General features: G+C 68.5%; 19 protein-coding genes. 12 read left to right on the top strand and 7 right to left on the bottom strand.

Features of this window, described 5'->3' with window-relative positions; genetic code table 11:
• Positions 1-47: 47 nt before the first annotated feature.
• Positions 48-959, top strand: a complete 912-nt coding sequence (locus tag SJY26_RS09455; RefSeq protein WP_396592807.1) for an MBL fold metallo-hydrolase — start codon at positions 48-50, stop codon at positions 957-959.
• On the opposite strand, the gene SJY26_RS09450 is transcribed toward SJY26_RS09455, so the two are convergent.
• Positions 944-1,615, bottom strand: a complete 672-nt coding sequence (locus SJY26_RS09450; protein WP_396592806.1) for a hypothetical protein — start codon at positions 1,613-1,615, stop codon at positions 944-946. The genes SJY26_RS09455 and SJY26_RS09450 overlap by 16 nt on opposite strands.
• 3 nt (positions 1,616-1,618) lie before the next feature.
• Positions 1,619-3,265 carry a long-chain-fatty-acid--CoA ligase gene (locus SJY26_RS09445; RefSeq protein WP_396592805.1) on the bottom strand — a complete coding sequence of 549 codons (1,647 nt, stop codon included), beginning with the start codon at positions 3,263-3,265 and terminating at the stop codon, positions 1,619-1,621.
• Between the two features lie 185 nt (positions 3,266-3,450).
• Here SJY26_RS09445 and SJY26_RS09440 point away from each other — a divergent pair, with 185 nt between their 5' ends.
• From SJY26_RS09440 to SJY26_RS09430, 3 genes are all read left to right on the top strand, one after another.
• Positions 3,451-4,050 (top strand): hypothetical protein, encoded by a 600-nt coding sequence (locus SJY26_RS09440; protein WP_396592804.1) that lies wholly within the window; start codon positions 3,451-3,453, stop codon positions 4,048-4,050.
• A gap of 46 nt (positions 4,051-4,096) precedes the next feature.
• Positions 4,097-4,738 (top strand): uridine kinase, encoded by a 642-nt coding sequence (udk, locus tag SJY26_RS09435; RefSeq protein ID WP_396592803.1) that lies wholly within the window; start codon positions 4,097-4,099, stop codon positions 4,736-4,738.
• Positions 4,739-4,804: 66 nt separating this feature from the next.
• A complete protein-coding gene (locus SJY26_RS09430; RefSeq protein WP_396592802.1) occupies positions 4,805-5,452 on the top strand; it encodes a TetR/AcrR family transcriptional regulator C-terminal domain-containing protein in 648 nt (215 codons plus the stop codon).
• A 4-nt stretch (positions 5,453-5,456) separates the two neighbouring features.
• Here SJY26_RS09430 and pdxH read toward each other — a convergent pair whose 3' ends face one another.
• Positions 5,457-6,131, bottom strand: coding sequence for a pyridoxamine 5'-phosphate oxidase (gene pdxH / locus SJY26_RS09425; RefSeq protein ID WP_396592801.1), 675 nt, complete (start codon positions 6,129-6,131; stop codon positions 5,457-5,459).
• A 76-nt stretch (positions 6,132-6,207) separates the two neighbouring features.
• Between pdxH and SJY26_RS09420 the strand changes: the two genes are divergently transcribed.
• From SJY26_RS09420 to aroC, 4 genes are read left to right on the top strand one after another with little or no spacing between them, the layout of a single operon-like run.
• Positions 6,208-6,927 (top strand): DnaJ C-terminal domain-containing protein, encoded by a 720-nt coding sequence (locus tag SJY26_RS09420; protein ID WP_396592800.1) that lies wholly within the window; start codon positions 6,208-6,210, stop codon positions 6,925-6,927.
• A gap of 59 nt (positions 6,928-6,986) precedes the next feature.
• The gene (locus tag SJY26_RS09415; RefSeq protein WP_396592799.1) at positions 6,987-7,193 is read left to right on the top strand and encodes a type II toxin-antitoxin system VapB family antitoxin; all 207 of its coding nucleotides are present in this window, start codon (positions 6,987-6,989) and stop codon (positions 7,191-7,193) included.
• A complete protein-coding gene (locus SJY26_RS09410) occupies positions 7,190-7,567 on the top strand; it encodes a type II toxin-antitoxin system VapC family toxin (RefSeq protein ID WP_396592798.1) in 378 nt (125 codons plus the stop codon). The genes SJY26_RS09415 and SJY26_RS09410 overlap by 4 nt, the downstream gene beginning before the upstream one ends.
• 1 nt (position 7,568) lies before the next feature.
• Positions 7,569-8,654 (top strand): chorismate synthase, encoded by a 1,086-nt coding sequence (gene aroC / locus SJY26_RS09405; protein WP_396592797.1) that lies wholly within the window; start codon positions 7,569-7,571, stop codon positions 8,652-8,654.
• A 10-nt stretch (positions 8,655-8,664) separates the two neighbouring features.
• Here aroC and SJY26_RS09400 read toward each other — a convergent pair whose 3' ends face one another.
• Positions 8,665-9,198 carry a hypothetical protein gene (locus SJY26_RS09400; RefSeq protein WP_396592796.1) on the bottom strand — a complete coding sequence of 178 codons (534 nt, stop codon included), beginning with the start codon at positions 9,196-9,198 and terminating at the stop codon, positions 8,665-8,667.
• 104 nt (positions 9,199-9,302) lie between these two features.
• On the opposite strand from SJY26_RS09400, the gene SJY26_RS09395 reads away from it, so the two are divergent.
• Complete coding sequence (locus SJY26_RS09395) at positions 9,303-9,575, top strand: hypothetical protein (RefSeq protein ID WP_396592795.1); 273 nt, start codon at positions 9,303-9,305, stop codon at positions 9,573-9,575.
• Between the two features lie 73 nt (positions 9,576-9,648).
• Here SJY26_RS09395 and queE read toward each other — a convergent pair whose 3' ends face one another.
• Both queE and queC read right to left on the bottom strand, forming a co-directional pair.
• Positions 9,649-10,284 (bottom strand): 7-carboxy-7-deazaguanine synthase, encoded by a 636-nt coding sequence (queE, locus tag SJY26_RS09390; RefSeq protein ID WP_396592794.1) that lies wholly within the window; start codon positions 10,282-10,284, stop codon positions 9,649-9,651.
• Entirely contained in the window at positions 10,281-11,000 is a 720-nt protein-coding gene (gene queC / locus SJY26_RS09385; RefSeq protein ID WP_396592793.1) for a 7-cyano-7-deazaguanine synthase QueC, read from the bottom strand. The genes queE and queC overlap by 4 nt, the downstream gene beginning before the upstream one ends.
• Before the next feature lie 185 nt (positions 11,001-11,185).
• Here queC and SJY26_RS09380 point away from each other — a divergent pair, with 185 nt between their 5' ends.
• Positions 11,186-12,817, top strand: coding sequence for a response regulator (locus tag SJY26_RS09380; RefSeq protein WP_396592792.1), 1,632 nt, complete (start codon positions 11,186-11,188; stop codon positions 12,815-12,817).
• An 8-nt stretch (positions 12,818-12,825) separates the two neighbouring features.
• On the opposite strand, the gene SJY26_RS09375 is transcribed toward SJY26_RS09380, so the two are convergent.
• Entirely contained in the window at positions 12,826-13,902 is a 1,077-nt protein-coding gene (locus SJY26_RS09375; RefSeq protein WP_396592791.1) for a 2OG-Fe(II) oxygenase, read from the bottom strand.
• Positions 13,903-14,060: 158 nt separating this feature from the next.
• Between SJY26_RS09375 and SJY26_RS09370 the strand changes: the two genes are divergently transcribed.
• Positions 14,061-14,582, top strand: a complete 522-nt coding sequence (locus SJY26_RS09370; RefSeq protein WP_396592790.1) for a sigma-70 family RNA polymerase sigma factor — start codon at positions 14,061-14,063, stop codon at positions 14,580-14,582.
• Positions 14,575-15,318 carry an anti-sigma factor family protein gene (locus SJY26_RS09365; protein WP_396592789.1) on the top strand — a complete coding sequence of 248 codons (744 nt, stop codon included), beginning with the start codon at positions 14,575-14,577 and terminating at the stop codon, positions 15,316-15,318. Before SJY26_RS09370 ends, SJY26_RS09365 begins: the two co-directional genes overlap by 8 nt.
• Positions 15,319-15,328: the final 10 nt, after the last annotated feature.

Here is a 15,328-nt window from a genome sequence, read left to right as displayed (position 1 = left end):
TTAAGGCAAGGACCGGGCCGCGCGGCCCGGAGCGAGGCGAAACGGTGATGATCCCCTTCGTGCGTGAGTTCGACTTTGCCTGGGGGCGGCGCGATCCGGTCTCGCCCCTGATCCAGCGGGTGATCTGCGAGAATCCCGGGCCGTTCACCTTCACCGGGACGGGGACCTATATCGTCGGGCGGCCGGATCCCGGGGCCGAGGTCGCGGTGATCGATCCCGGCCCGCTGGATGAGGCGCATCTGAAGGCCCTGCTGGCGGCGGTGGAGGGCCGGCGGGTCAGCCATGTGCTGGTGACCCATACCCACCGCGACCATGCCCCCCTCGCCCGCCCGTTCGCGGCAGCGGTCGGCAACCCGCCGATCCTGGCCATGCGGCCGCCGGCGCATGAGACCCATGCCTCGGGCCGGCTGGACGAGGATGAGGCCGAGGCCTTTGCGCCCGACTTGATCCTGAGTGGCGGGGAGCGGATCGCGGGCGACGGCTGGACCCTGACGGCGATGGCGACGCCCGGACATGCCTCGAACCACATGTCCTTCGCGCTGGCGGAGGAGAACGCCCTGTTCAGCGGTGACCATGTGATGGGCTGGGCCACCAGTGTCGTGGCCCCGCCGGACGGGGATATGGCCGACTATATGCGCAGTCTGGACGCCGTGATCGCGGGCGGCTTCGCCACCCTGTGGCCGACCCACGGGGCCCCGGTGACAGAGCCGGAACCGTTCCTGCGGGCCCTGCACGCGCACCGGCTGGAGCGGGAGGCGCAGGTGCTGGCGCGGGTGGTGACCGGCGAGCGGACGATCGGGTCGATGGTGCCGGAGCTGTATGCGGCCGTCGATCCTGGGCTGTGGCCGGCCGCCAGCCTGTCGGTGCTGGCCCATCTGATCAAGCTGGTGAACGAGGGCCGGGTCGCGGTGGAGGGTGGCGGGCCGGCGGCGATGGACAGCCTTTACGGCGCGGGCTGAAGGCCGGCGAGGATCCGGTTGGCGAGGCGGCAGGTCTCGCCGCCGTCGGCACGGTCGTAGCGGGCCACGACGCGGACGTCGGTGCGACCGGGCCGGATGCGGATCACGGCCTCATGCCCGAGGCCGAACCAGAAGCCGTCGCGGACACCGCGTGAGCGGAACAGCTGCAACTCGGTGATGGCGAACCCGGCCGCGTGAAGCGCCGCGGTGGCCTGTTCGGCCGCTACCTGCGAAGGGACGGCAGCAGCCCCCGTACAGGTGACGGGCGCTCCCGCGGCACCCGGAACCGCCGGTGGCTCAGCCAGATCAGTGGAGACGTCCAGCGGACCCCGGACGCCGATGACTGACGCCTGCCAGCGGAAGGCCCCGACGATGCCGGCGGTCACGACCAGAACGGCGATACTGATCAGGCCCAGCCGGCGGAAATCGGACAGGGACCTCACCATCGAGATGGCCGCGAAGCCGAGGGCGGCGAAGGCCATCACCTGGGCAACCTGCAGCGTCAGCACGTCCAGTCCGAAGCCGAGCGACACCAGTCCGTTCCGGACCAGCAAAACCGCCACGAAGGTGATCAGGGGGGCCGCGACCACCAGGGCGACGGACACCGCGACCCGCCGCATCCCGGTCTTGCGGCGCGATCGCGGTCCCATGGCCATGGATCAGGCCTTTTCGGGCGCGGCGGCGGTGGGCAGGCGATAGTCCTTGAGCTGGTCGCGCAGGGTCTTCTTGTCGATCTTGCCCGTGGCCCCCAGCGGGATGTCGTCCACGAAGACAACATCGTCGGGCATCCACCATTTGGCGATCTTGCCGACCAGGAAGTCCAGATGCTCCTGCTTGTCCTGGCTTTCGCCGGGCTTGAGCTTGACGATCAGGACCGGCCGTTCGTCCCATTTCGGATGGGCCGCGCCGATGACGGCGGCCAGTTCGGCCTTCGGGTGGCCCACGGCGATGTTCTCGATCTCGATCGAGCTGATCCACTCGCCGCCCGACTTGATCACATCCTTGGCCCTGTCGGTGATCTGCATGAAGCCGTGGGTGTCGATGGTCGAGACGTCGCCGGTGTCGAAGAAGCCCTCGTGGTCGAGGATGTCGCCGCCCTCGTCCTTGAAATAGGCCCCGGCGATGGTCGGGCCGCGCACCATCAGGCGGCCGTAGGTGGTGCCGTCGTGCGGCATCTCCTGGCCGGCGTAGTTCTTGAGCTTCAGCTCGACGCCCAGGGGCGGCACACCCTGTTTGATCCGCCACTTCATCTGCTCGTCGTAAGGCAGTTGCAGCAGCTCGGGCGTCAGGGTGGAGAGGGTGCCGATGGGCGAGGTCTCGGTCATGCCCCAGCCCTGCAGGACCTCGATCCCCTGTTCGTCGTGGAAGGCCCGGATCAGGCTTTCGGGCACGGCCGAACCCCCGATCAGCACCCGCTTGACGGTCGGGATCTTGAGGTTGTTCTCGCGCAGATGGGTCAGCAGCAGCTGCCACACCGTGGGGACGGCGGCGGAGAAGGTCACGCCCTCGCTCTCGATCAGCTCATAGATGGCGGCCCCGTCCATGCGGGCACCCGGCATGACCAGCTTGGCCCCCGAGGCCGGGCCGGCGAAGGCGATGCCCCAGGCGTTGGCGTGGAACATCGGCACCACCGGCAGGATGACTTCCTTGGGCGAGGGGCCCAGCACGGTCGCCTGCATGCCCAGCAGGGTGTGGATGAAGTTGGACCGGTGCGAATACAGGACCCCCTTGGGGTTCCCGGTCGTGCCCGAGGTGTAGCACAGGCCGCACGCCGTCTTTTCGTCGAACCCGCCCCAGACGCAGTCCTCCGAGGCCTGGGCGATCAGGGGTTCATAGCATTCCGCCTTCGGCAGCTTGGTCGCCGGCATATGCCATTCGTCGGTCATGACCACGACCCGCTCGACCGTCGGGCAGTGCGGCAGGATGGCCTCAAGCAGAGGCACGAAAGTCAGGTCGACGAAGATGATCCGGTCTTCGGCGTGGTTGATGATGTAGACCAGCTGCTCGGGGAACAGGCGCGGGTTCAGGGTGTGGCAGACCGCGCCGATGCCCATGATGCCGTACCAGGCCTCGATGTGACGGCCGGTGTTCCAGGCCAGGGTGGCGACGCGGTCGCCGACCTTGACGTCCCAGGCCTTGAGCACATTGGACACCCGTTTGGCGCGGCTGTGGATGTCGCCATAGGTGGTGCGGACAATGGGGCCCTCGACGGACCGGGTCACGACCTCGCGGTGGGCGTGCCAGTTCTTCGAATGGTCCAGAATCCGGTCGACCGTCAGGGGCCAGTCCTGCATCAAACCCAGCATCGCATTCCCTCATTTGCCGCGGCTCTCTGCGCGGCTTGATCGCAAGCTAGCCGAGGTGTGCGACGATAAGCAACGTGACGCAGGGTCAGCCCGGAGCACCCGGGACCGTGAGACAGGCCTCTTGCACCGTGCGGGGTTCTGGCCTCTGGTGACGCCCCTTGACCACAACCACAGGACGGCCGGACATGCACCTCATCGCCCGAACCACACTGGCCCTGAGCGCCGTTGCCCTGATGGCAGCCTGTGACCGGACCCCCGATCCGGCGGTTGTCGAGGCGGCCGCGACAGAGGCGGCACCGGCGGCGGCGGTCGAGCCCGCCGCCCCGGTTCAGGCCGAGGGCGGTCTGGCCATCGAGGGCGAGGGTCTGCGGATTTTTGACGCCACCGGGGCCGCCCGGGCGCTGCCCTTCGGCACGCCCCAGGCGACCGTCATCGCGGCCGTCACCGCCACCACGAGAGGCATGGCCCCGGAGCAGGGCACCAATGCGGAATGCGGTGCCGGACCAACCCAGTTCGCCCGCTATCCGGACGGGCTTCAGCTCCTGTTCCAGGATGAGAAATTCGCCGGCTGGTTCCTCGACGCGCCCGGCCTGACGACCGTGGACGGTGTCGGTGTGGGCACGACGCGCGCGACGCTCGACTCGGCCCGGACGGTCACCCTGACGCCCAACTCGACCCTGGGGATCGAGTTCTCGGCCGGGGACATGGGCGGATTCCTGACCGCAGACGGTGCCGCAGGCGCGGTCGAGTCGCTGTATGCGGGCCTGACCTGCTTCTTCCGCTGAGCCGGCGGCGGTTCCCAGCGGCGCGGTCCGGGGCTAAAGCCCCGGCATGCCCATACTGATTGCGATCACCGGCGGCTCCGGCTCGGGGAAGTCGACCCTTGCGGAGACTGTCGCCGCCGTCCTGCCGCCCGGAACGGCGGTGCTGATGCGCGAGGATTCCTATTATCGCGATGCCGCCTCCCTGCCCGGCTTCGACGCGGCCACGTTCGATTTCGACGATGTGGCGGCGCGCGACCATGAGCTGCTGCTGGCCGACCTCAAGCGACTGAAGGCGGGAAAGCCGGTCACGGCCCCGGTCTATTCCTTCATCCACCACGGCCGCGAGCCCGAAGGCGAGGAAATCCCGGCGGCTCCCGTGGTGATCGTGGAGGGCACCCACGTCCTGTGCACCCCGGCTGTGGCTGACCTGTTCGACATCCGGGTTTTCGTCGACACCCCGGCCGACATCCGCTTTATCCGCCGCCTGTTGCGCGACCAGAGCGAGCGGGGGCGCACGGCGATCTCGGTGATCGACCAGTATCTGAAGACCGTGCGCCCCGGGCACGAGCGGCTGACTGAGCCCTCGAGGACCCGGGCCGATTTCATCGTGGCCGACGCCACGGCGGCCGTGCGGCTGGACGATCCGGAAGCGATCGTCCGGCTTGCCGCCCCCCTTCTGGCCCATCCCCTGCTGGCCAGCTTGCATTAGCGGTATTCGTAACCGTGGTTGTCGGGGTTTCCACGGCTTGGCTATATCGGGTAACGAGGGAATCTTATGACTTCTCCCACCGTACCGGTGCCCGAGGGCACCCCCGAACCGGCCGCAAAGTCCGAAGACCCCCGACAGAGAAGCATCGTTCGGGAGGCGCGCCGCTATTTCATGTCGGAAGGCTATGCCGCGACGCGGATTGAGCCGATTGCCCGCGCGGCCTCCGTGTCCACGGCGACGCTCTACGGCTATTTCCCGTCAAAGGCGCATCTGTTCAGTGCCGTCATCGCCGATGCTGCGGATGACTTCCAGGCCCAGATGCGGACGGTCGGAATGGCTGGCGGCACGGCCCGCGAGCAGGTGACCGCCTTTGCGACGGCCTATGCCAACTTCATGGGAGACCGCTTCGTGCGCTCTGTCTTCCGGCTCGTCATGGCCGAGCGTCCGCGCTTCCGGGACGTCGCCCAGGGATTTTTCGAGCGTGGCCGCAGCGACTTCGGGGCCCCGCTCATGCGCGCCCTGACCGTTCTGGCCGAGCGCGGGGAGCTGAGCTTCCCCAAGGCCGCCTGGGCCGCCGGTCAGCTGATGGGCATGATCGAACACCCGGTCTTCTTCATGCCGCTGGTGACCGGCGACGAGGTTCAGACCCAGCGGACCACGGAGTGCATCGTCGCCGAGGTGGTCGAGACCTTCATGGCCCGCTACGGCACCTGACCGGTCAGGGCTGGAGGCGGGTTCGCGTCCAGCCGTCGCCGTCGCGGGTGAACCGCAGGCGGTCGTGCAGACGGAACGGGCGGTCGCGCCAGAATTCCACGACGGACGGCGTCACCCGCCAGCCGCTCCAGCGTGCGGGCCGGTCGACCTCCCCACCCTCGAAGCGCGCAGTCTCCCGCGCCACAGCCGCCTCGAGCGCTGCGCGGCTGTCCAGAGGGCGTGACTGGTCAGAGGCCCAGGCCCCGATGCGGCTTTCGCGCGCCCGGCTGGCGAAATAGGCGTCGGCCTCGGCGTCGCTGACCGGCTGGACTGTGCCACGAATGCGGACCTGACGGCGCAGGGTCTTCCAGTGAAACAGCAGGGCCGCCGCCGGGTGCGCGGCCAGCTGCAGGCCCTTCGTGCTCTCGCGGTTGGAATAGAAGGTGAAGCCGTCGGCATCGACGTCCTTCAGCAGGACCATCCGGCTGTCCGGCGCGCCGTCCGCATCCACCGTCGACAGGGCCATGGCATTGGCGTCGTTGGGCTCATGCGCCCGGGCATCCGTCAGCCAGTCGATGAACAGCCCGACCGGCTCGGCCCGCTGGAAGATCGTCTCGTCCCCGTTGGCAGCGAGCGCGGCGGCATAGTCGCGGGCGTACTCCTCGCGGGTCGGGCTGGGGGGAATGGCGTCGTGAGTCATGCGGTCGCTATAGCAAGCGTCGCAGCGCACCGCACGGTTAACCGGTCCTTGACCATGAAGCCGGCTTATTCGCCGCATGACCCCACCCGGCCCGACCCTGAGCGAAGCCTTTGCCGTCCTCGGCCTGCATGGGCCGACGGATCAGGAGGCCGTCACCCGGGCCTTCCGTCTGGCGGTCAAGACGGCCCGGCCGGACACTCCCGGGGGTGACGCCGAACGGTTTCGACGGGTCATCGCCGCCTACCGCCTGATCCAGTCCACGGGGGAGCGGCCGGCCGCCCTCGCCGCCCCTGTGCAACCTTCGGCGACGCTGCCGGTGGTGGGGCTGACGCCACAGCAGGCCATCGTGGGCGGGCGGGTCGAGGTCCGGATTGGCGGCCGCACCCTGCGCATCGTCGCTCCGGCCGGGATGCGGACGGGCGAGCATCTGCGCCTGCGTGGCGCGGGCCCGGAGGGTGGAGACCTGTATCTGCCGGTCCTGATCCGGCCGACGGACGGCCTGTCGGCGTTCGGCGATGACCTGTTCATGGACTGGGGCGTGTCCATGCGCCTGCTGTGCGACGGCGGGCGGGTGGAGATCGACACCCATGCCGGGGTGCGTTCGGCCTGGGTGACCCCCGGTCTGCACACCCCCGTGCGGCTGCGCCTGCGCGACCTCGGCCTGCCCGCGCGGGGGGCCCGGCCGCAGGGCCATCTGTTTGTGGCCCTGAAGCCGTCGAAGGACGCGCCCTCGGCCGCCGAGGACCTGCTGGCCCGCTTCACCCGCGTCTGGACACCGGGACGAATGGCCGCCTGAGTTGCGTGAGCGCATCAAAAGGTGCATCATTGGTACGTCAGTTGATGCAGGCCTTGACGATGCGCACAACCATCACGATCGACGACGAGCTTCTGGCCGCAGCAGCGCGCTACAGCGGGCTGGAAGAGCCTTCGGCCATCATCAGGTTCGCACTGAAGGACTATGTCTCCGGCGAAGCCTCGAGACGGCTCGCGGCCCTGGGGGGCACCATGCCGGATTTTGAACCGGCTCCGCGCAAGCGGCACTGGAGCGTCGAGGAAGATTGATCGTCCTGCTGGCGGACACCTCGATCTGGGCCGACCATTTCCGCGCCCCGGATCCCCTGATGCGACAGATGCTGGCCCATGAGCGGGTGCGCATGCACCCCTATGTGCTGGGTGAGCTCTGTATGGGGAACCTCTATCGCCGGCCCGAGGCCGTGGAGTATCTGCGAGCCCTGCATCTGGTGGCTGCAGTCAGTGACGACGAGGTGATGCAGATGGTCGAACAGGGCAAGTTGTACGGGTCGGGCCTGAGTTGGGTCGATGCCCATCTGCTGACCGCCGTCGTCCTGTCCCCCGGCCTCAAACTCTGGACCCGCGACCGTCGCCTGAATGAAGCGGCCATTCGCTTCGACCGCGCCGCCGCACTACACCACTGACATGTCCCACAACACCTTCGGCCATCTGTTTCGCGTCACCACCTGGGGGGAGAGCCACGGCCCGGCCATCGGCTGTGTCGTCGACGGCTGCCCGCCGCTGATCCCCCTGACCGAGGCTGACCTGCAGCCGTGGCTGGACCGCAGGAAGCCGGGCGGCAGCCGTTTCGTGACCCAGCGGCGCGAGAGCGACACTGCCCACATCCTGTCCGGCGTCTTCGACGATGGCGCGGGCCTCGTCACCACCGGCGCGCCGATCGCCATCCACATCGACAATGAGGACGCCCGGTCGAAAGACTACGGCGACATCGCCCGGGCCTACAGGCCGGGCCATGCCGACATGACCTATCAGGTCAAATACGGGGTCCGGGACCACCGGGGCGGTGGCCGGTCCTCGGCGCGCGAGACCGCCAGCCGCGTCGCCGCCGGGGCGGTAGCGCGCAAGCTGCTGGGGCCCGGCATCGTCATCCGTGCCGGGGTGGTGCAGCTGGGTCCGCACAGGATCCCGGCCGAAGCTGTTGATTTCGAAGCGGTGTACGACAACCCCCTGTTCGCCGCCTCGGCGACGGTCGTGCCGGCGTGGGAGGCGTATCTGGACGGGGTGCGCAAGGCGGGCTCGTCGATCGGGGCGGTCGTGGCGCTGGAGGTCACGGGCGTGCCCGCCGGCTGGGGGGCTCCCCTGTACGGCAAGCTGGACGCCGAACTGGCCGCCGCCATGATGTCGATCAATGCGGTCAAGGGCGTGGAGATCGGGGCGGGCTTCGCCTCGGCCGAGCTGTCGGGCGAGGACAATGCCGACGAGATGCGGCTGGGGCCGGACGGCGAGATCGCGTTCCAGTCCAACCATGCGGGCGGCGTGCTGGGCGGCATCTCGACGGGCCAGCCCCTGACGGCGCGGATCGCCTTCAAGCCGACCTCGTCCATCCTGACGCCGCGGCGGACGGTCACGCGTGACGGTACCGAGACCGATCTGCGGACCACCGGGCGTCACGACCCCTGCGTGGCCCTGCGGGGCGTGCCGGTGGTCGAGGCCATGGCCGCCTGCGTCCTGGCCGACGCCTTCCTGAGGCACCGCGCCCAGACCGGCTGACACGGTCGGGTCAGAGATACAGGGTCGGCAGATAGCGCTCGCCCATGACGACGGCGGCGATCCCGACCTGCATCACCAGGAACAACGTGACGACGGTGCCGATGGAGGGTCGCGCGCGGCGCACCGCCAGAACGGTCAGGATCAGCAGGACACCCACGACGGCCGCATGGACGGGCCACGGGCCGAGGCCCCACGACAGACCCAGCCGACCCTCGTCATTCGGGTTCATGACGGTGATTCCGGCGGCCAGCAGCCGCATCAGGAAGGCCGCCAGCACGGTGGCGAAACCCGCGGTCCTCGCGCCCTGCGTGACCAGCGACAGGCCGAACAGGCCCTGCAGCAGGGTCATGGCCGGCCCTGCGGCGTCCACCAGATCCCGGTGGAGGTCCGAGCTGTAGCTGCCGCTGGCCAGTCCCGCGCTGTTGATCCGGATGAAGACATCATAGCCGAGGCCCAGGGCCATGAGCCCGTGAGCCGCCTCGTGCACGACGAACGTTGCGACGATGATCGCCAGCCCAAGGCCGATGGTTCGAATGATCGACATGTCCTGCCCCCCCCGGGAAAACCTGACCGTAGCCCCGGGTCCGGCCGGGCGCCGCTTACAAATGGGTCATTTTCCGTTCACCCTGTTGCGGCTAGATGGCCGCCATGATCCAGATCACCCGCCGCCTCACCGCCCTGTCCGTCGCCCTCGCGGGCGCGTTGATGCTTCAGGGCTGTCTGGTGGGTGCCGTGGTCGGGACGGCCGGCGCGGTCGTCGGCGGCACGGCCAGGGCGACCGGGGCGGTCGTCGGAGCCGGCTTCGACGCCGTGACCACCTCGGACGAGGAGACCCGCGCCAAACGTGAACGCGAACAGCGCGACTATGAGCGCGAGCAACGGCGTTGCGAACAGCGCCGCGCCGACGGCCAGCGCTGCTAGAGCTTGATCGTTTGAGGTGGACCCACTTCGTGGGTCCGCCGAAAGCGTGAATCAAGCTCTCGTTCAGATCTGATCAGCGGACGCCGATGTATTTGTGGGTCTGGACGCTGAGCCGCCATTTCGGATGGCGCAGGCAGTAGTCCAGGGCCGCAGCGGTATTGGCCGCCTGATCCGGCCCGTCCATCGGCTGCAGCCAGAACCGGTCGAAATCCAGATCCTCGAACCGGTCCGGCATCGCCAGAGGCTGCGGATAGACCAGTTTCAGTTCCGCGCCGGACGTCTGCACCACCGGGGCCGCGGCCTTGGGGCTGACGCAGATCCAGTCGACGCCTTGCGGCACCGGCAGGGTGCCGTTGGTCTCGACGGCGATGTCGAACCCGTGGTCGTGGAGGGCGGCGATCAGGGGCGGGTCCAGCTGCAGCAGGGGCTCGCCTCCCGTGCAGACCACCAGTTTCGGGTCGCCCGGCCGGCCGATCCACAGGACGGCGATATGCTCCGCCAGCACCTGCGCATCGGCGAACTTCCCGCCCCCGTCGCCATCCGTGCCCACGAAGTCGGTGTCGCAGAAGCTGCAGACGGCCGTGGCCCGATCCTGCTCGCGCCCGCTCCACAGGTTGCAGCCGGCGAACCGCAGGAAGACGGCCGGGCGGCCCGCCTGACCGCCCTCGCCCTGCACCGTCAGGAAGGCCTCCTTGACCGCATAGCTCACCGCCCAGCCACCCAGTTGTGCCAGCCGGCGGCGCGCAACTCGCAGGCCGGGCAGTCGCCACAGCCATAGCCCCAGTCGTGCCTGTGCGACCGGTCCCCCCGGTAGCAGGTGTGGGACTCCTCCACGATCAGCCCGACAAGGGCGTCGCCGCCCAGGTCATGGACGAGCGCCCAGGTCTGCGCCTTGGTCAGGGCCATCAGCGGGGTCTCGATGGGCGACGGCCGGTCCAGACCCAGGGCCAGGGCCCGCTCCATGGCGTCGATCGTGTCGCGCCGACAGTCGGGATAGCCCGAGAAGTCGGTCTCGCACATGCCGCCGACCAGCACATCCAGCCCGCGCCGGTCGGCCAGGGCGGCCGCCGTGGTCAGGAAGATGAGGTTCCGGCCGGGAACGAAGGTGCTGGGCAGACCGCGGGCCCCGACCTCGATGGCGCGATCGGTGGTCATGGCGGTCTCGCCGATGGCCCCAAAGCCGGTCAGGTCGATCACGTGATCGGCACCCAGCCGGTGGGCCAGCGTCGGCAGCACGGTGCCCATGCCGTCCCGCACCCGCAGCCTCGCCTCCATCTCGACCGCGTGGCGCTGGCCGTAGTCGAAGCCCACGGTCTCGACCCGCGTGTACCGGTCCAACGCCCAAGCGAGGCAGGTTGCGCTGTCCTGCCCGCCCGAGAACAGGACGAGGGCGCTGTGGTCGAGGGGATGTTGAGACTCGGTCATGACGGCCCTGCGGTCGGCCGGTGACCGCGCGCATCGGTTTCAGGGATCGGAAGTGAGGGGATAGCCCAGTCTATACCACCCGCCGTTGGCGCGCAAAAGCAATGTCAACCCAAAAGGTTCCACCTTAACGATTATGCAAACGGTTGCGACCTATTGTCGGACAGTAACACGGAGTATCGGCCAGCATGCCGACGATCGAGGTCCTGACGGAACGTGCCGAACCGGTCCTGCCGTCTGCGACGGCGGCCGAGATTTTCGTTCGCTTTGAGCGCGAGCCCGACACCCTGGTGATCCCGGTTGTCGAGAACGATCGCCCCGTGGGGCTGATCGAACGCAACGCCTTCCTGCTGAAGTTCGCCGGCCCGTTCGGTCATGCCCTGTATGCCCATCGGCCGGTGTCGATGGTCATGGATCCCGAGCCGGCCGTGGTCGAGGCCGGGGTGAAGATCGACGCCTTCTGCGACATCCTCGTGCGCAGCGGCCCCGGGGCCATGATGCGGGGTTTCGTCGTCACCCGGAACGGCCGCTATCGCGGCGTGGGTACGGCCGTCTCCCTGCTGCAGGCCGTCAATAACCAACAGCGCAGCCAGAACGCCGAACTCGCGGAACAGACCCGGGCCCTGAGCGACAGCCGGACCCAGGCCCTCGCGTCCGCCCGCGCCAAGAGCCAGTTTCTGGCCATCATGAGCCATGAGCTGCGCACCCCCATGAACGGTGTGCTGGCTGTCGCCGAGCTTCTGCGCCGCCAGCCGTTGAACGAAGCCGCCCAGATGCATGTGCAGACGATCGTTGAATCGTCGGAAACCCTGCTGCGCATCCTCCAGGACGCGCTGGATCTGTCGCGCGCCGAGGCCGGTGAGCTGGAACTGTCGCCCGCCCCCACGCCGCTGCGCGCCCTGATGGATCATATCGAGGACATGTGGGCCCCGCGCGCGTCCCAGGACTTCGTCCAGCTGATGGTCAGCTATGAGGGCGACACCGAACTGACGGCCGACCTGGACTGCGTTCGCATCAAGCAGGTGTTCAACAATCTGATCGGCAATGCGCTGAAGTTTGCGCGAAATGGCGTGGTCGAGGCCAGCCTGAAAGCCTGGTCCGACAACGGCATTGTCCACATGGAGGCTCGCGTTCGCGACGACGGGCCCGGCGTCGACGCCGACCGGGTGGATGCGATCTTTGAGCCCTTTGTCCACGGATCGGGCCCCGATGGCGTCGGGCTCGGCCTGTCCATCTGCCGCCAGATTGTCGACCGGATGGACGGCCGGATCTGGGCCGAGAATAATGCGGGTCGCGGCGCGACCTTCGCGTTCGACGTGTCCGCCCCGCTGTCCGAGGTGCCGGCACAACCCGCCTCGAACGTCTCGGCCCTGGCCGACCTCGATCTCCAGTCCAATCCCCACATCCTGATCGTTGACGACAACGCCACCAACCGCGTGGTCGCCCAGGCCCTGTGCGAGATGTTCGGCTGCAGTTCCGAAACCGCCGAGGACGGCCTGGAGGCGCTGGAAGCCGTCCAGGCCCGGCCGTTCGACCTGATCCTGATGGACATCAAGATGCCGCGGATGGACGGCGTCCAGGCGACCCAGGCAATCCGTGCCCTGCCGGGGCGCGTGGGCACGATCCCCATCGTGGCCCTGACCGCCAATGCCGACCCTGACGACGCCAAACACTACCTTTCGATCGGTATGGCGGCGGTCGTCGAGAAGCCGATCAAGCCCGAGCGCCTGCGCATGGCGATGAATCTTGCGCTGACACCGGTGCCAGCGGCGGCCGCAGAAACCCCGTCGCGACGCAGCCGCAAGACCCGCGCCGCCTGATCCGGCGATCAGGCGGCGTCGTTGGCCCGTGATGTGTGGGACAGATCCAGAAAAGACTGGGTCTGCTGCCGGATCGCGGCTGCGGCCTCATCATAGAAGAACGGCAGGAAGGCGAAGCGCTCTCCCCGGGTAACCGCGGTCGCCTCATGCAGCAGGGCGCACGAGAATATCACTGCGCCGCCCGTCGGCGGCCGGTAGGTGCGCCGGCCGAACTCGGGAAACCGGAGGTCGCCGCCCTCGAACTCCTCGGCGTTCAGGTTGATGGAACAGGCGAACTGCCGGTGCGCGGTCGCGAGGGTGGTGTTGTCCCGGTGTGGCCGGAAATAGCCTCCGTCCGCCGCATCATACCGGGCCACGATGTAGCGCTCCATCCGGGTCGCCTTGAACATGAACGTCTTTTCGATTTGCGGCAGCAGACGCGCCCGGATTCTGCTCTGGATCCGGCCCCGAAGGTTCTCGTCGTCGATCGTGGCGTCGCGCCGTTTCTTGAAGTTATCGACAATGGCGACGGTACGCCCCCCGACGTCCCTCATGACGCCGGAAACACGGCCGCCGTCCCTTTGATACACCTCGATCAGTTCACGGCAGAACGCGGGCTCGAAGATGCGGGGCACGATCAGTACCGGCGCGTGCTGGGGAACCCCGGCATGAGCCTCGACATCGTGGTGACGACGGGCCACCGCGAACGCCGCGTCCGCCTGGTCGATCGGCCAGCTGGACAGGACCCTCAGGCCCGGATCCAGCAGCACCCATTGCGGGATGGTTGCCCCCGGGCCGGCCTCGAGGGCAAAATGACGGGCGATCTCGCCGTCCGGATCATGGAAGTAACGCAGACCGGGCAACATCGGAGTCTGGCGCTCGAAGTCCGCAGCGTCGCGGATGACTCCGAAGGCGACCCAGGTGAGATCGTCGAACAGGTGACGCCAGGTGGCGAGGGCAAGCGCGGCCGCATCCCGGGCGGGGCCTGGCTCCGGCAGAAAGGCCATCAGCACGAACCGTCCGCCAAGGCTGCCGAAGGAATAGTCGGGGCGCGCATGGGTGCGGGCGGCAAAATGCGCAGGGGCACAGCCCATCGTCAGCGGCATGAGGCGCTTCCGGGCCGGGAAAAGCGGGGCATCCGGGGCGCGGGGCGACGCCCGGATATCGCAAGGGACGTGTGGGTCATGCCCGGCCTACGCGCGGTGCCCGATCCTTATTCCGACCCGCATGGAATAAACCTGTTCGGTCAGTCGTAGGATCAGGCATGAGCACCGGGCCCACCCCCTCACTGGCCGAACATCTGCCTGCGATGCTGCGCTTTGCGCGATCGCTGACGCGTGACCCGGTGGCTGCCGACGATCTGGTCCAGGATGCGGTTCTGCGGGCCATTGAACGACGCGACCGGTTCCTGCCCGACCGGGACTACCGCGCGTGGCTGCTGACCATCACCCACAATCTGTTCATCGACGGCTGGCGACGCGACCGGTTACGCCGGACAACGCCGCTGGACATTGACGAGCATTCCACGTGGGCCGAGCCCGATCAGGACCATGTGGTCGATCTGCGGGCCACGCTGCGCGCCTTTGAACGCCTGCCACAGGACCAGCGCGCGGTCCTCCATCTCGTGGTCGTCGAGGGCGTGTCCTATGTCGAGGCTGCCGCCATGCTGGGCATACCGATCGGTACGGTCATGTCCCGCCTCAGCCGGGCCCGCGAGACCCTGCGCCGGGTCACGGCCCTCCCGGCCACATCTCCTCTCAGACTGGTGAGTGATCGCGATGCCTGACCGCCCCATTGAGGAACAGGATCTGCTGGCCCTCGTTGATGACCAGATCGACGATCACCGCCGGCTGGAAATCGAGGCCTGGCTGGCCGAACGACCGGCTGAGGCCGCCCGCGTCATGCGCGATCTTCGGGACCGCACGGCACTGCGTCTGGCGCTGGCCGGTCGCCGCCCCGTCCCCTCCCCCGCCCTGACCGCACTGGTCCGACAGCCACTGGCGACCCGGCAGGTGCCATGGAGACGGTTCGCCGCCGTCGCCGCCGTTGTGGCGACCGCGGCGGTTCTGGGCCTCACAAGCACTCCTCCGTTCGTGCTGCGCGGCGGCGACCCCGCCTATCTCGACGACGCGGTCCAGTCCTATGAGGCCAGTCTGGTCCGCGTCTCGATGTCGTCCCTGCCGGCCACCCCCTGGATGGCCCCCGGTGACATCCGCACCGCGATCCGGATCCGCCTGCCCGTGCTGCCGCCTGACTGGCGGCTGGTCGACGTCCAGGTCTTTCCGTCCGATGACGGGCCCAGTGCCCAGTTGCTGATCGATGCGGGCGCGGCCGGCGAACTGTCCCTGTTCTCGTCCCGGACCGAGGGCGACGGGGTGGTCCAGCCCGTGGTCGTCCGGCGCGACGGCGAGACCCTGGCCTTCTGGGAGATCGGCGGCCAGTCCTTCGTGCTGATCGGCGATCTGTCGCGTGAACGCCTCCACGCCGTGGCCATGGACCTGTCAGACAACCGCCTGCTGTAGCCCCCCCTTT

This window comes from Brevundimonas sp. R86498, from assembly GCF_044598075.1.
GTDB lineage: Bacteria > Pseudomonadota > Alphaproteobacteria > Caulobacterales > Caulobacteraceae > Brevundimonas.
The sequence above is the reverse complement of the archived record's forward strand: the minus strand, read 5'-3'. Positions and strand labels throughout refer to the sequence as shown.

What these genes read in the sequence shown, in the direction of transcription:
- SJY26_RS09455 (WP_396592807.1), top strand. Translation starts at nt 48, where the DNA reads ATGATCCCCTTCGTGCGTGAGTTCGACTTTGCCTGGGGGCGGCGCGAT.
- SJY26_RS09450 (WP_396592806.1), bottom strand. Translation starts at nt 1,615, where the DNA reads ATGGCCATGGGACCGCGATCGCGCCGCAAGACCGGGATGCGGCGGGTC.
- SJY26_RS09445 (WP_396592805.1), bottom strand. Translation starts at nt 3,265, where the DNA reads ATGCTGGGTTTGATGCAGGACTGGCCCCTGACGGTCGACCGGATTCTG.
- SJY26_RS09440 (WP_396592804.1), top strand. Translation starts at nt 3,451, where the DNA reads ATGCACCTCATCGCCCGAACCACACTGGCCCTGAGCGCCGTTGCCCTG.
- udk (WP_396592803.1), top strand. Translation starts at nt 4,097, where the DNA reads ATGCCCATACTGATTGCGATCACCGGCGGCTCCGGCTCGGGGAAGTCG.
- SJY26_RS09430 (WP_396592802.1), top strand. Translation starts at nt 4,805, where the DNA reads ATGACTTCTCCCACCGTACCGGTGCCCGAGGGCACCCCCGAACCGGCC.
- pdxH (WP_396592801.1), bottom strand. Translation starts at nt 6,131, where the DNA reads ATGACTCACGACGCCATTCCCCCCAGCCCGACCCGCGAGGAGTACGCC.
- SJY26_RS09420 (WP_396592800.1), top strand. Translation starts at nt 6,208, where the DNA reads ATGACCCCACCCGGCCCGACCCTGAGCGAAGCCTTTGCCGTCCTCGGC.
- SJY26_RS09415 (WP_396592799.1), top strand. Translation starts at nt 6,987, where the DNA reads ATGCGCACAACCATCACGATCGACGACGAGCTTCTGGCCGCAGCAGCG.
- aroC (WP_396592797.1), top strand. Translation starts at nt 7,569, where the DNA reads ATGTCCCACAACACCTTCGGCCATCTGTTTCGCGTCACCACCTGGGGG.
- SJY26_RS09400 (WP_396592796.1), bottom strand. Translation starts at nt 9,198, where the DNA reads ATGTCGATCATTCGAACCATCGGCCTTGGGCTGGCGATCATCGTCGCA.
- SJY26_RS09395 (WP_396592795.1), top strand. Translation starts at nt 9,303, where the DNA reads ATGATCCAGATCACCCGCCGCCTCACCGCCCTGTCCGTCGCCCTCGCG.
- queC (WP_396592793.1), bottom strand. Translation starts at nt 11,000, where the DNA reads ATGACCGAGTCTCAACATCCCCTCGACCACAGCGCCCTCGTCCTGTTC.
- SJY26_RS09380 (WP_396592792.1), top strand. Translation starts at nt 11,186, where the DNA reads ATGCCGACGATCGAGGTCCTGACGGAACGTGCCGAACCGGTCCTGCCG.
- SJY26_RS09375 (WP_396592791.1), bottom strand. Translation starts at nt 13,902, where the DNA reads ATGCCGCTGACGATGGGCTGTGCCCCTGCGCATTTTGCCGCCCGCACC.
- SJY26_RS09370 (WP_396592790.1), top strand. Translation starts at nt 14,061, where the DNA reads ATGAGCACCGGGCCCACCCCCTCACTGGCCGAACATCTGCCTGCGATG.
- SJY26_RS09365 (WP_396592789.1), top strand. Translation starts at nt 14,575, where the DNA reads ATGCCTGACCGCCCCATTGAGGAACAGGATCTGCTGGCCCTCGTTGAT.